Source organism: Blastococcus saxobsidens (assembly GCF_010682065.1).
Classification (GTDB): Bacteria; Actinomycetota; Actinomycetes; order Mycobacteriales; family Geodermatophilaceae; genus Blastococcus; species Blastococcus saxobsidens_B.
Map to the genome: position 1 here is coordinate 19,793 of NZ_JAAGWG010000040.1, position 12,535 is coordinate 32,327.

Annotated in this window: 13 protein-coding genes; 6 read left to right on the forward strand and 7 right to left on the reverse strand. The window is 73.5% G+C overall.

The genetic code is table 11. The features are described from left to right. The first annotated feature begins 11 nt into the window (after window positions 1–11). On the forward strand, window positions 12–1,775 hold the full coding sequence (locus tag GCU60_RS18495) for an EAL domain-containing protein (protein ID WP_163207918.1): 1,764 nt from the start codon (window positions 12–14) through the stop codon (window positions 1,773–1,775). Window positions 1,776–1,781: 6 nt separating this feature from the next. On the opposite strand, the gene GCU60_RS18500 is transcribed toward GCU60_RS18495, so the two are convergent. The 5 genes from GCU60_RS18500 to GCU60_RS18520 all read right to left on the reverse strand — a co-directional run bounded on the left by GCU60_RS18500 (window position 1,782) and on the right by GCU60_RS18520 (window position 5,400). Continuing rightward, entirely contained in the window at window positions 1,782–2,687 is a 906-nt protein-coding gene (locus GCU60_RS18500) for a DUF1028 domain-containing protein (protein WP_163207920.1), read from the reverse strand. A 46-nt stretch (window positions 2,688–2,733) separates the two neighbouring features. Beyond that, window positions 2,734–3,723, reverse strand: a complete 990-nt coding sequence (locus GCU60_RS18505; RefSeq protein WP_163207922.1) for an LLM class flavin-dependent oxidoreductase — start codon at window positions 3,721–3,723, stop codon at window positions 2,734–2,736. Between the two features lie 88 nt (window positions 3,724–3,811). Next, the gene (locus GCU60_RS18510; protein ID WP_345770695.1) at window positions 3,812–4,438 is read right to left on the reverse strand and encodes a hypothetical protein; all 627 of its coding nucleotides are present in this window, start codon (window positions 4,436–4,438) and stop codon (window positions 3,812–3,814) included. Between the two features lie 95 nt (window positions 4,439–4,533). Beyond that, window positions 4,534–4,854: a PspC domain-containing protein gene (locus GCU60_RS18515; protein ID WP_163207924.1), complete on the reverse strand. Its 321-nt coding sequence runs from the start codon at window positions 4,852–4,854 to the stop codon at window positions 4,534–4,536. A 93-nt stretch (window positions 4,855–4,947) separates the two neighbouring features. Further along, on the reverse strand, window positions 4,948–5,400 hold the full coding sequence (locus GCU60_RS18520) for a DUF1348 family protein (protein WP_163207926.1): 453 nt from the start codon (window positions 5,398–5,400) through the stop codon (window positions 4,948–4,950). A 143-nt stretch (window positions 5,401–5,543) separates the two neighbouring features. On the opposite strand from GCU60_RS18520, the gene GCU60_RS18525 reads away from it, so the two are divergent. The 3 genes from GCU60_RS18525 to GCU60_RS18535 all read left to right on the forward strand — a co-directional run bounded on the left by GCU60_RS18525 (window position 5,544) and on the right by GCU60_RS18535 (window position 7,692). Beyond that, window positions 5,544–6,083 (forward strand): dihydrofolate reductase family protein, encoded by a 540-nt coding sequence (locus GCU60_RS18525; protein WP_163207928.1) that lies wholly within the window; start codon window positions 5,544–5,546, stop codon window positions 6,081–6,083. A 64-nt stretch (window positions 6,084–6,147) separates the two neighbouring features. Next, on the forward strand, window positions 6,148–6,378 hold the full coding sequence (locus tag GCU60_RS18530; protein WP_163207930.1) for a hypothetical protein: 231 nt from the start codon (window positions 6,148–6,150) through the stop codon (window positions 6,376–6,378). A gap of 129 nt (window positions 6,379–6,507) precedes the next feature. Continuing rightward, window positions 6,508–7,692, forward strand: a complete 1,185-nt coding sequence (locus GCU60_RS18535) for an NAD(P)/FAD-dependent oxidoreductase (RefSeq protein WP_163207932.1) — start codon at window positions 6,508–6,510, stop codon at window positions 7,690–7,692. Between the two features lie 7 nt (window positions 7,693–7,699). Here GCU60_RS18535 and GCU60_RS18540 read toward each other — a convergent pair whose 3' ends face one another. Then, entirely contained in the window at window positions 7,700–9,973 is a 2,274-nt protein-coding gene (locus tag GCU60_RS18540; protein ID WP_163207934.1) for a hypothetical protein, read from the reverse strand. Between the two features lie 275 nt (window positions 9,974–10,248). On the opposite strand from GCU60_RS18540, the gene GCU60_RS18545 reads away from it, so the two are divergent. Together GCU60_RS18545 and GCU60_RS18550 are read left to right on the forward strand one after the other, a co-directional pair. Further along, window positions 10,249–10,776, forward strand: coding sequence for a hypothetical protein (locus tag GCU60_RS18545; protein WP_163207936.1), 528 nt, complete (start codon window positions 10,249–10,251; stop codon window positions 10,774–10,776). 321 nt (window positions 10,777–11,097) lie between these two features. Beyond that, entirely contained in the window at window positions 11,098–11,853 is a 756-nt protein-coding gene (locus GCU60_RS18550; protein WP_163207938.1) for a hypothetical protein, read from the forward strand. Between the two features lie 296 nt (window positions 11,854–12,149). Here the strand turns inward: GCU60_RS18550 and GCU60_RS18555 are convergent. Then, window positions 12,150–12,535: hypothetical protein (locus tag GCU60_RS18555; RefSeq protein WP_204262288.1), on the reverse strand; the 386-nt coding region annotated here is incomplete at its 5' end.

Consider the following 12,535-nt stretch of genomic DNA (forward strand, 5'->3'; position numbering starts at 1 on the left):
TCAGCGAATCGGTGAGCGCGGCGCCAGGCGCCGGGGGCCTGCTGGCCAACGTGCTCTCCGAGGCACGGGACCTGCTGTCGTGCGAGCACGCCATGGTGGTGTTCCCCCCCGACCAGGACGGGGTGACCACCACGGTCGCCCTCGGTCCCGACGGCGAGCTGCGGCGCCACGAGGGAACCGACGTGCGGGCGATCGATCATGTCGCGTGCGACGCACCGCTCCTGCTGCCCCGCGGCACCCGCGACCCGGAGGCCCGGAGCCGGCTGGCGGGCCTCGGGCTGCGCGACGCCGTGGTCGTCCCGCCGAGCGCTTCGGCGGGGATCTCCGGCGCGCTGGTCGTCGGCGACCGGCTCGGCGACGTCCGGACCTTCAACCGGGACGACGTCCTGCTCCTGGAGACAGTCGCCAACCACGCCGGGGTGGCGTTGCGCAACGACGAGCTGATCGGCCGTCTTCGCCACGACGCCCTCCACGACGCGCTCACCGGGCTGCCCAACCGCACCCACCTGCAGCGCGGCGTGACCGCGGCGCTGGCCGACGTGGCGGCAGGACGGGCGCCGGGAGCCGCGGTCATGATCCTGGACCTCGACGAGTTCAAGGAGGTCAACGACACCCTCGGGCACCACCAGGGCGATGCCCTGCTGATCGAGGTCGGCGCCCGGCTCACCGCGGCGGTCGGGCGCGCCGGCTCGGTGTCCCGGCTGGGCGGGGACGAGTTCGCCGTCCTGCTTCCCGCGACGGCGGACGAGGACCACGTCTTCGCCGTGGCCCGCGCCCTGGTGCAGGCCCTCCGGCAGCCGGTGCCGCTGGACGGCCTCTGGGTGGAGATCGGCGCCTCCGTGGGGATCGCGCTCGCACCGGAGCACGCCACGGAGACCGCGGCCCTGCTGAAGTCGGCCGATCTGGCCATGTACGACGCCAAGTCCTCGACGGGCGGGGTACGCCTCTACGACCCCGACCTGCACGCCACGAGCACTCGCCGGCTCACCCTCGTGTCCGAGCTGCGGGCGGCCCTGCACGACGGATCGGTGGTCGTGCACGTCCAGCCCAAGGCCGAGCCGGCCTCCGGGCGCGTGGTCGGGGTCGAGGCCCTCGTGCGCTGGGAGCATCCCGAGCGCGGCTGGGTGCCGCCCGACGACTTCGTGCCCGTGGCCGAGCGCAGCGGTCTCCTGGGCGTGCTCACCAGCCGTGTGCTGGACGCCTCGCTGCGAGCCTGCGCGCACTGGCGCGCTTCCGGCCTGGACCTCGGGATCGCGGTGAACCTGTCGACCCGCAGCCTGCAGGACCCGACATTGGTCGACGAGGTCGCGGAGCTGCTGCTGCGGCACGACGTCCCCGCCGACCGCCTGACCCTGGAGGTGACGGAGAGCTCCGTCATGGCCGACCCGGGCCGCGCCGTGGGGATGCTCCACCAGCTCCGCGGGCTCGGTGTCCGGCTCTCGATTGACGACTTCGGAACCGGGTACTCGTCGTTGGCCTACCTGCAGCGGCTGCCGGTGCAGGAGGTGAAGATCGACCGCAGCTTCATCTCCGCGCTGGGCCGCGGCGCCGACGACGTGGCGATCGTCCGGGCCATCGTGGACCTGGGTCGTCATCTCGGCCTCGACGTCGTCGCCGAAGGGGTGGAGGACCAGGCCACCTGGGAGCTGCTGACCTCGATGGGCTGCCACCTGGTCCAGGGCTGGCACCTCGCACGGGCGATGCCGATGCAGGAACTCCCCGGCTGGCTGGCCGTGCACCAGCCGGCACGGGGTCACGACGGCCTGCCCGTCTGAGGCCCGTCAGGTCGCCGGGACCGGCGGGATGATCCGCTCGATGACGTCGGCCGGCATCAGCCCCGCCTTGCCGAAGCGGCTGGCCGCCTCGATGAACTGCGGGGCGCTGGCGGCGAGGTCGACGAGCATCGCGCGGGCGTCGTCCTCGCGCCCGGCCAGTGCCGCGACGACGGCCCGCCACATCAGCTGGTCCGGCTCGCTGACCGGGTCCATCGGACGCAGCAGCTCGAGCTCCCGGTCGGCGGTGACCGGGTCGCCGTCGATGGCCTGCTGGAACGCGCGGACCACGTCCTGGTAGCGGGCGCGGGTGACGGTGAGGTCGGCCAGGACACCCAGCGGGTCCGGGGAGTCGTCGACCCGGAGGTCGACCACCATGTCGTGCCAAGGGCGACCGGTGGTGGTCGCACGGACGACCATGATCGCGGCCGACCGGCGCCCCCGGAAGTCGCCGCCGGCCTCCTCCCCCGCCACCAGCGAGCCGAGCAGCCGCTGCGCGAGCGGGCCGGCGGAGCCCTCGAACCGCTCCACCATCGCCTCCCACACCGCCGGGGAGCTCGCCATGTTGGCCAGCGCCACGCAGTTCTCGCCGAGCAGGTGGCCGGCGGCGTCGACGCAGCTCGTGCCGGTGTACACCGCGAAGTCGCCGGCCAGGCCCAGCACGGCGACCTGCCGCCGCTCGGGCTGCGGGTCGACGCTGCTGAGCGCCGTGAGCACCTCCTGGGCGGTGAACCCGCCGCGGAGCAGGTCGAGGCCGACGGCGCCGTACATCGGCTCGGCCATCGACTGGGTGGCGATCACCCCGTGCCCGGGCAGGGCGAAGGGCACGCTGTTGCCGACGGCGAAGGCCTGCGACTGGGTGGCGACGCCCATCTCCCCGGTCTCGGGATCACGGGCCACGATCGAGTAGGTCACGAGCTGCGCGTACCCGCCCCTCCCCGGTCGCCGAAACCCCCGGGGGTCAGGCCGTGACGGATGCCATCGCCTCGGCGAGCAGCTCCACCGACCGGAGCCGGCCCTCCAGCGAGCCGGACTGGTGGGCGACGATCAGCTCGTCGGCGTCGGCGACCCGCACGAAGCCCTCCAGGTGCTGCCGCACCTGGTCCGGGGTGCCGACGGCGGTGTGGGTGAGCATGGTGCCGACGTGGTGCCCGGCGCCCTGGGCCAGCAGCTGGTCGGCCTGCTGGTCGGTGAGCGCCTGCCCGCGGCCGAACAGGCCGATCGCCAGGTTGCGCCGGACGGCGACGAGCTGCTCCTGCGCGGCGTCGGTGCTGTCGGCGGCGACGACGTTCACGCCGGCGATGACGTAGGGGCGGTCGAGCTGCTCCGAGGGCTGGAACTCGCTGCGGTAGGCCGCGACCGCGGGCTCGAGCATCGCGGGGGCGAAGTGGGAGGCGAACGCGTACGGCAGGCCCAGCGCGGCAGCCAGCTTCGCGCCGAACATCGAGGAGCCGAGGATGTAGAGCGGCACCCGTGAGCCCTTGCCCGGGATCGCGTCCACCCCGGGCACGCGCGTCTCACCGGCCAGGTACGCCTGGAGCTCCAGCACGTCCTGCGGGAACGTCTCGGCCGAGTGCGGGTCCCGGCGGAGGGCGTACATGGTGTTCTGGTCGCTCCCCGGGGCGCGGCCCAGGCCCAGGTCGATCCGACCGGGGTACATCGCGTCGAGCGTGCCGAACTGCTCGGCGATGGTCAGCGGCGAGTGGTTGGGCAGCATGACCCCGCCGGCGCCGAGCCGGATCCGGCCGGTCTGCGCGCCCACGTGCGAGATGAGCACGCTGGTGGCCGACGAGGCGATCGAGGGCATGTTGTGGTGCTCGGCGTACCAGACCCGCTCGTAGCCGTGCTCCTCCGCGCGCTGCGCGAGCGCCACGCTCGCGGCGATGGCGCTGGTGGCGCTCTCCCCGCGCGGGATGGGGGCCAGGTCGAGGACGGACAGCTTGATGCTCATGTGCGGTGCAGGCCTTTCACGTCGGTTGCTCAGCGCAACACCCGACGGGGCCGGCAGCTTCCCCCGGGAAGCTGCCGGCCGTGCGGCGTCAGCGGCTCTGCAGGGCGTCCAGGGCCACCGCCATCGCCGCCGCGACCCGGAAGTCCAGTCGCGGATCGGGCACGGTCACCGTGTAGCTGTCCCGCAGCCCGATCTTCTTCTGGCTCGACATGACCGGCCGGCCGGTGCCGTTGTCGACGAAGTCGAAGTGGAAGAGGAAGGGCACCCAGACGCTGCCGAGGTAGGGGATGAAGCCCCAGATCCGGCGCAGCACCGCGATGAACTGGTTGCGTTCCGTGCCGACCGCGTCGACGCCCGGGGCCGAGAGGTCCCAGGTGGAGCGCAGCAGGCTGGCACCGAACTGCTTGCGGAAGTAGCCGATCACCGTGCCGTACTCGTCGAGCACGTCGTGCTCGGCGTGCACGTCCAGCCGCTGCCGCGCCTTGAACGAGAACACCCGGCGCGTCTTCGACTCGTCGGAGTAGAAGACGACCTCCTCGCGGATCTTCATCCGCTTCTGCTGGGCCAGTGCGATCAGCTGGCCCTCGCTGCCGTCGGGGTTCATCACGCGGATCTCGTACCGGTTCACCATCATCGTGAAGCGCTGCTTGATGAGGAACTGCGGCACCACCATCGGGGCGGACGGCTGCTGGCCGGCGGGCGGCGGGGTGGTCACGGGAGGGCTCCGATCATGGTCAGGCTGCGAGCCGCTCATCCTTGCCGACCGCGACCCCGAACGGAACGACCGTGTGCCGGGTCCGCGCCGTCGGGTCAGCCGTTCCGGCCGCGGTCGCCGACCAGGACGGCGCGGAGGCGCTGGGCCCACTGCTCGACGATGCTCGGCCGGCTGCCCTCCGGGAGCGGGGCGCTGGGGACGAGGACCCACATCAGCAGGTAGACGATGACGCCGGCCCCTCCGGTGAGGGTGAAGAGGACGGCGCCGATCCGCCAGAGCGTGGCGTCGATGCCGGTGTACTCCGCCAGGCCGCCGCAGACGCCGCCGGCCATCCGGTCGGTGCCGCTGCGCAGGAACGGGCGGACCGGGGGGCGCGGCTGGTCGGCCGGCTGGGTGGGGGTGGTTGCTGAGGTCATGGTGCGAGCCTGCCGAGCGCGGGCCGCCAGCACCATCAGGTGATCCCCCGGTCCGTCCCTGGTTCCGCGCTCAGGGTCTCCCCCGGTCGCGCGTCACTGCAGCGGCAGCGGGGTGGTGTCGCCGTCCTCCCGGGGGCCGAGGATCCAGCGCTCCTCCGGGGCGATCGGCACGTCGTTGATGCTGGCCTCCCGCCGGCGCATGAGCCCCTCGGCGGTGAACTCCCAGTTCTCGTTGCCGTAGGAGCGCCAGGTGCCGCCGTCGGCGTCCTGCCACTCGTACTGGAACCGGACGGCGATGCGGTCGTCGGTGAAGGCCCACAGCTCCTTGCGCAGGGCGTAGTCCTGCTCGCGCTCCCACTTGCGGGTCAGGAAGGCGACCACCTCGTCGCGGCCGTGCAGGAACTCGTCCCGGTTCCGCCAGACGGTGTCCTCGGTGTAGGCCAGCGCCACCTTCCCGGGGTCCCGGGTGTTCCATCCGTCCTCCGCCGCCTGCACCTTCTGGCGGGCGGTCTCGGGAGTGAACGGCGGGAACGGCGGACGGGACACGCGGGACCTCCTCGACTGGACGGCCGTTGCTCGACCGCTGCCTCCTACCCTGCCCGGAGTGCGCGGGGCCGGCGAGTGCGATGACTTCCCGGCGGCCGCCCGGTCTACCCCCTGACGAACCACCGCACCGAAGGAGAACCCCCGTGGGACAGATCGCCGCCGCCCTCTTCACCACCCTCGACGGCTCCGCCGAGCGCCCCGACCAGTGGCACTTCCCGTACTTCGACGACGCCATGGGCAAGGCGGTGGACCGCCACGGCGACCGCTGCGAGGCCTACCTGATGGGCCGCGTGCTGCACGACCAGTGGGCGGAGTACTGGCCGGGCAACACCACCGACGAGTTCGCCGACTTCATCAACCCGATCCCCAAGTACGTGCTCTCCACGACGCTGGAGAAGTCGGACTGGGCGGGCACCACGGTGCTGCGCGGCCTGGACGAGGTCCGCGAGCTGCGGGAGCGCACGGCGGGCACGATCGGCATGTCCGGCAGCCTGTCGACCGTCCGGTCGCTGCTGGAGGCAGATCTGCTGGACGAGCTGGTGCTGCTGGTCGACCCGATCGTCGTCTCCGGGGAGCGCCGCTGGACCGACGAGCTGGGCCGCACGCCGCTGGAGCTGGTGTCCGGCGAGACGCTGCCGACCGGGGTGCTGCACCTGATCTACCGGCCGGCGCGCAAGGAGTGAGACGCCCCCTGAGTGTTCGATGCGCCGTCACCTGCCGGACACCCGGGGGGCTCACCCTGGCGGCATGACGGCGAGCCTGTTCGTGATCGGCACCGGTGCCGGTGTCCAGGGCCGCGCCCTCCCCCGGGAGGGCGCGGCCAACCGCGTGGCCGTGGCGCACGCCGTCGCGAAACCGGCGGTCGACGGGCTGGAGTCCTCGGTGTGCGGCGTGCTGGTCACCGCGGCCGCCACCGAGGACTGGCCCTCGGCCCGGCACGACGCCCGCTGCGAGGAGTGCGCCCGCATTGCCGGCTGACCCCGTCGGCGGAGGCGACCGAACCCACCGCACCGACGCCGTGCAGAACCGGCGCGACCTGGGCAGGCACGACATGGTGCCGAGCCGCGGCGGTGACCCAGATCCGTGGCCCTCGACCAGGGAGCGGACATGGAACGGCACGAGGTCCTGATCATCGGCGGCGGCAACGCCGGCATCTCACTGGCGGCACGGCTGCTGCGGGACGGCGTCCGTGACGTCGCCGTCGTCGCTCCACAGCCGGTGCACAGGTACAAGCCGCTGCTCAACTACGTCGGCGCCGGCGAGGCGACGATGGCGGAGCTGAAGCGGCCCATGGCCGACGTCGTCCCGGACGGGTGCACGTGGATCCGCGACGCCGTCGAGTCGATCGACCCGGAGGCCCGGTCCGTGCGGACCCGTGGCGGGCGCACGGTGGCGTGGTCGACGCTCGTCCTCTGCCCCGGTCTGGTGGAGGACTGGGACGCGACACCGGGGCTCCTGCAGGCGTACGCCGACGGATGGGCCGCCTCCACCTACGTCCCGGGCAGCACGCCGCAGGTGTGGCCCCGGCTGTCGGCCCTCCGCACCGGTTCCGTCGTCTTCACCGTGCCGCCGGAGCCCGCGTCCTGCGCGCCGACCGCGCTGAAGCCGCTGCTCATGGCCTGCGACCACTGGCGGCGCACCGGGGTGCTCCCCTCCCTGGACGTGACGCTCGTGCTGCCGGACGCGACCGCGACCGGCCTGCCGGAGGCCGACGAGAGGCTGGAGCGCACGTTCGCCGACCACGGGGTCGAGGTGGTCCGCGAGGCGCGGATCGAGCGGGTGGACTGGGACGTCCACGCGCTCGCCCTCACCTCCCCCACGGGCAGGCAGGTGTTGGAGGACGTCGACTTCGCGCATGCCGTGCCGCACTACCGGGCACCGGGCTGGATCGCCGACGCCGGCCTGGCCGTCGATGCGGCGCCCGGCCTGGTCGACGTCGACCCGGAGACGCTGCGGTCGCGCCGGCGCGAGTCGATCTGGGCGATCGGCGACGCCGCCGACCTCGCGACCCGCCCCTCGGGTGGCGCGCTGCGGAAGCAGGTCGACGTCCTGGCGCGGAACCTGGCCGCGTCGGCGCGCGGGAAGCCGCTGCACCGGTACGACGGCTACACCGTCATGCCCATCACCGTGAGCCGCCGGAAGCTGATGCTCAACGAGGTCGACCGCAACGGCCGGCCCAGCCCGTCGGTGCCGTTCATCGACCCGTTCGAGCCGCACCGCTGGTCGTGGCTGTTCGACCGCTACGGGCTCCCGCAGGTGTACTGGCGCCGCATCCTCCGCGGCAAGGTCTGACCGGCCCTCAGCGGGCCGGCCGACGCCGGACGGCCAGCACGAGCCCGGCTCCGGCCAGCAGCAGCCCGACGCCGGTGGCGACCAGCGGCAGCAGCTCGGAGCCGGTGGTCGCCAGCGCGGGAGCCGACGCGGCCGTCGGCCGTGCCGAGGGCTCCCCGGAACCTGCGCCCGCGCCGTCCGTGGCCACGGGCGTCGCGGTCCCGCCACCGGGGCCCGGCGTCGGGGTGCCCGTCCCGGAGCCCGTGACGGTCGCCGCGGCGCTGGTCACGCTGCCGGCGGCGTTGGTGAACACAGCGCGGTAGCGGGTGGACACGGACCCCACGGTGACGGTCAGGTCCTCGCCGGTCGCGCCCGCGACGTCGGTCCAGGTGGTGCCGCCGTCCTGGGAGGACTGCCACTGGACGGTCGGCGCCGGGGCGCCGGCAGCCGAGGCGCTCAGCGTCACCTGCGTACCGGCCGCCGCGGTGACCGGGACGGGCTGGGAGGTGACCACGGGAGCGATGTCGACCCCTGGTGCCGCAGCCACCAGGACGGCCGTCAGCGCGGCGGTCGTGCCGTCGGCGGCAGCGCCCAGCGCCACGATCTGCCACACGCCCGCGGTGGGCAGGACCGGCGTGAGGCTGAAGGCACCCGTGGCGTCGGCCTGCCCGGCGCCGAGGTCGACGGGGCCCGGTGCGGTGGCGGCCCCCGTCGTCGCTGCGGCGGCGAGCGAGGCACCGGGGGCCGGAGCGCCGAGGAGGTAACCGGCCAGCGTGATCCGGGCGCCCGGAACGAAGCCCGCGCCCTCCACCGTCACGCCGGAGCCCGGCGCGACGGGGGCGGTCGGCGCCACCAGCGCGCCGGTGGCCGCAGGTGGAGTCGTGGGCGGGGCGAGACGGAAACAGGTCCCCGGGTCGTCGACGTCGTTGCCACCGCCGTCGACGACGATGTCGCCCGCCGGCGCCGGTCCGCCGCCCCAGAGGATCCGGCAGGAGCCGCCGCTGTTCGCCAGGACCGTCGAGTCGGTGAGGCTCACCGGCCCGTAGCTGGCCAGGCCGCCGCCGTAGGTCGTGTCGCCGGGGACGACCGCCCCGGCGACGTTGTTCTCGACAGCGGTGGCGACCAGCTCGACGGGGCCGCCGCGCGTGTAGAGACCACCGCCGACCAGGTTCCCGTCGACGATGGTGTCCTCGACGATGGACGGCGTCCCGTGCAGCGCCAGCCCACCACCGATGCCGTTCGAGACGTGTCCGTTGGTGCGGTCGGGGAAGCCGTTGTCGAAGACGTCGACACCGGTGAGCGTCGTGGCCGCCTGCCGGAAGGAGGCGGCGAGCACGGCACCGCCGTAGCCGATCGCCGGTGTGGTGACCACGTTGTCCTCGAAGAGCGTGTCCGAGACGGTGAGGGGATGGTCGAGGGCGGCCACCGCTCCCCCGCCGTACATGCGGCTCACGTCCAGTGCCGCGACGGCCTGGACCGTCACCTCGTTGCTCCGGAAGACGCTGTCGGTGATCACCAGTGGGGCACCGAAGGGGTCCGCGGGCACCGGCCCACCCGGCGGCGGCTCGACGGGGAAGCCGGCGCCGACCCTGGACACGTGGGCCAGCACCGCACCGCCGGAGGCGAGCCCGGTGGCGCTGTTCCCGTCGAAGACCGAGCCCGAGATCGTCGTCTGCTGGCGTTGGCGCACGGCGATCGCACCGCCGCCGGAACCGTCGATGGGACAGGTGACCCGGTTGCCGGTGAAGGTGCTGTCCACGACGGTCAGCCGCCCGGCGCCCTCGGAGAGGATGGCGCCGCCGCGGTTGAAGGCCCGGTTGTCCTGGAAGTGCACCCGCTCGACGACCAGGTTGGCGAGGTTCCACACCGCGCCGCCGCCGTAGTAGCCCTCGTCCTGCGACCACCCACCGGTCAGCGTGAGGTCCCGCAGGGTCAGCGTGGGCAGGTCGTCCGGTGAGGTGGCACCGCCTCCGCTCTGGACGGCGAAGAGCGAGGTCTGCCGGCCGCCGTCGACGGTGACGGTGTGCCCCGTCCCGCTGATCGTCATGGTCTTGTCGACGACGATCGTGCTGCCCCCGCCCGGGGTGAGCACGATCGGGTCGTCGCACGCGATGGCCACGGTGCCGCCGTCGGCCACGTCGTCGATCGCCTGACGTAGTGCCGCCTCGGTGCAGGAGGTGACCGTCTCGACCTCCTCCGGCGCCGCGCCGGCCGGGCCGACGCCCGGTCCCAGGAGACCGACGCCGATCACGACGCAGACGACGGTCGCGGTGCGACGCGGCAGAACGGGACGGCTCGACACGGGGCTCCTCGGACTGATCGACGGCCCCTGGCGGGCGCCGACGGCATACTGCCAGGTCAGAGCGCCCTTCGGTGCTCGTTGGGCGGGGACACGGGGGCGATCCGCCGGACGGTCCATTCCCGGACCACGTGCCCCAGGGCGTCGACGGCGGTGCCTGCAGCCATCCCCGACTGTTGGCGGCACCCTTCCCTGCTGTGTGCTCGGCGCTCGCTCCCGGGTCATGTCGCGGCCGGAGCCTCGTGGTGCCCGAACGGGAACCGAGCCAGGAGGAAGCCATGACCACGCCCTCAGCGAAGAACCGGACCACCACCGACACCGCTACCGGCGGCACCGAGCGCACCGCGGACACCGCCACCGAGCGCCCGTCGGACGCCGGCACCCAGCCCGCGACCGGCGGTGCCGACGAGATGGAGCAGCTCGCCCGCACGCGCGACGAGGCGGAGGACCGGGCCCGCGAGCTGCTGGCCGCTCAGGTGCTGCAGGAGTCGCGGAACGGTTCGCACGACGAGCGGGCCCGGCAGCTCGTGCTCGCCGTCCGCCGTGACCTGCTCGTGGAGCTGCGCGAGCAGGAGCAGGAGCAGGCCCGGCGGCAGCTGGCCTCGGCGGCCGACAGCAGCGAGGACGCCGTCGCCGGCCTCGTGAACGGCGTGACGACGATCGCGCGCAGCCTCGTGCCCGCCGTCCTCGTGCGGCCCGAGGAGGTCATCGAGACCACCTACGCGCTGGCCGACCAGGGCCTGCGCGTGGCGCGCCGCTTCGCCCTGGCGGTCACCGAGAACGTGCGCAGCCTCGTCACGACCTGACCGGCAGCGCCTGCCACTCCGGGTGGCCGCCCGGGCAGCAGCCCGGCGGCCACCCGGCTCCGGGCACGATTGCCCGCCGGCCGCGTCGGACCCCATGCGGTTCCCGCCCACGGAGAACCCGAGCACGCGCCCCAGCGCTGCGCCCCCACCTCTCCTGCACCAAGTGTCGAGGTCAGGTGCACGGGTGGGGCCCCGATCGTCACTAGCGTCCATGCCCACGTCCGGCGGACCGTCGGCGCGCGCTGCCCGGACCGACCGTGCGGAGCGATGGACCGCTGCCGGCTGCATTCACCGACCGGCGTGCTCGACGGGAAGGAACCGGTGCGCCGAACCATGGACGGGCTGGACAAGCGCGTGAAGTTCGGTTCGGCCGTGGTGGGCGTCGCCCTCACGGCCGGCCTGGCCGGCTGGGGCGGGTCGATGATCGCCATGAACGGCACCGACACCGCCGCCGCGTCGAGCAGCACGGTGCAGGACCGCCCGACGGGTGGCGCGGCGACGTCTGCCACGACGGGCGCGTCACCGACCGCCGCTGCGAGGACGCAGCCGACCGCGACCCCTACCCTCGCGCCTCCGCAGCCCGCGCGCGCCTCCGCGTCGCCGGCACGCCCTACCGGCGGGACGCCGAACCTCGGTGAGCCGGTGCAGCTGCCGCCGCCCCGGCTGAGCGATGCGGACATCGTGTTCGTGGACCCGTGGCGCGACTACACGTCCGGGCAGTGGACCTACCACGTGGGTCTTCTCGGGTTCCCGGCCGACACGGTGGTCGAGATCAGTGGCTCCGACACCCACGGCAACGTCCACGCAGCTCCGCTGGTGATGACGTCGGCGGAGGGTTCGTGGAACCCGTTCGCCACCAGATTCGTGGTCACCTTCGCCTACGGCGGCACGTGTGACGACGCCGACCCGGCGACGGTCACGGCGCGTGGTCAGGGCTTCTCGGTGACCGAGACGGCCCCGCGCCCGGCCGAGTGCGACGGAGGCACCACACCGGACGGTCCCTGGCCCCGGCCGATCCATCCGACCCCGCAACCCGCCCCGGCTCCCCCGCCGGCCCCAGGGTCCGGTGGACCGTGAGGCAGGAACGGCTGCCCAACACGCGACGACCCTCGCCCGCCGCCGAGCAACAGCGACGACGGCAGCAGGACCCGCGCCACAGGCACCCGGTCAGACGTTGAAGCGGAACGAATCCGGGGTGTTCGATCTTGAACGGCTGGCGTTGGAAACGGGCTCTGACCAGCGGTTTTGCAGATGGTCGCTCATGGTCGTTTGCGGGCAGAATGGGTCGTCTTGCGGACTTTCTGCGGACTGGCCGAGCTGCCCGTTGCCAGCCGCCCCGGCCGCGGCAGCTCGCGACGTAGGAGCAGATCGGGTCAGGGTCCGGCAGGCTGACGCCCTTCGGCCAGGCCCGATTCTGCAGGATTCGCCTCCGCCGAGAAGAGGCTCGGAGCGTTGGCCGCGCTCAACGCCGCGAGCGCCGCGCGGTTCAGGCCAGAACGTTGGCCGAGCAGCCAGTCGTGCAGGAGTTCGCCGGCCGTGTAGGTAATCCCACCGCTGGCGGCGACTTGCGGAGGGAACGTGCCCCAGGCAACCGCCGCGGATCGCGCAGGCGGCGCCCCCATCCGGGCTGTAGTGGCGAGTGCCCGGAGGTCGTACTGTGGCCCGATTTCGGCCGTCAGCTGAGTGGTGTCCACCAAGGTGGTGTGCGACGGCCCCGGTGACCAGCGGGCCGAGGACGTGAAGGCGGCCACCGCGTGAT

What these genes read in the sequence shown, in the direction of transcription:
- GCU60_RS18530 (WP_163207930.1), top strand. Translation starts at nt 6,148, where the DNA reads ATGACGGCGAGCCTGTTCGTGATCGGCACCGGTGCCGGTGTCCAGGGC.
- GCU60_RS18535 (WP_163207932.1), top strand. Translation starts at nt 6,508, where the DNA reads ATGGAACGGCACGAGGTCCTGATCATCGGCGGCGGCAACGCCGGCATC.
- GCU60_RS18545 (WP_163207936.1), top strand. Translation starts at nt 10,249, where the DNA reads ATGACCACGCCCTCAGCGAAGAACCGGACCACCACCGACACCGCTACC.
- GCU60_RS18505 (WP_163207922.1), bottom strand. Translation starts at nt 3,723, where the DNA reads ATGAGCATCAAGCTGTCCGTCCTCGACCTGGCCCCCATCCCGCGCGGG.
- GCU60_RS18515 (WP_163207924.1), bottom strand. Translation starts at nt 4,854, where the DNA reads ATGACCTCAGCAACCACCCCCACCCAGCCGGCCGACCAGCCGCGCCCC.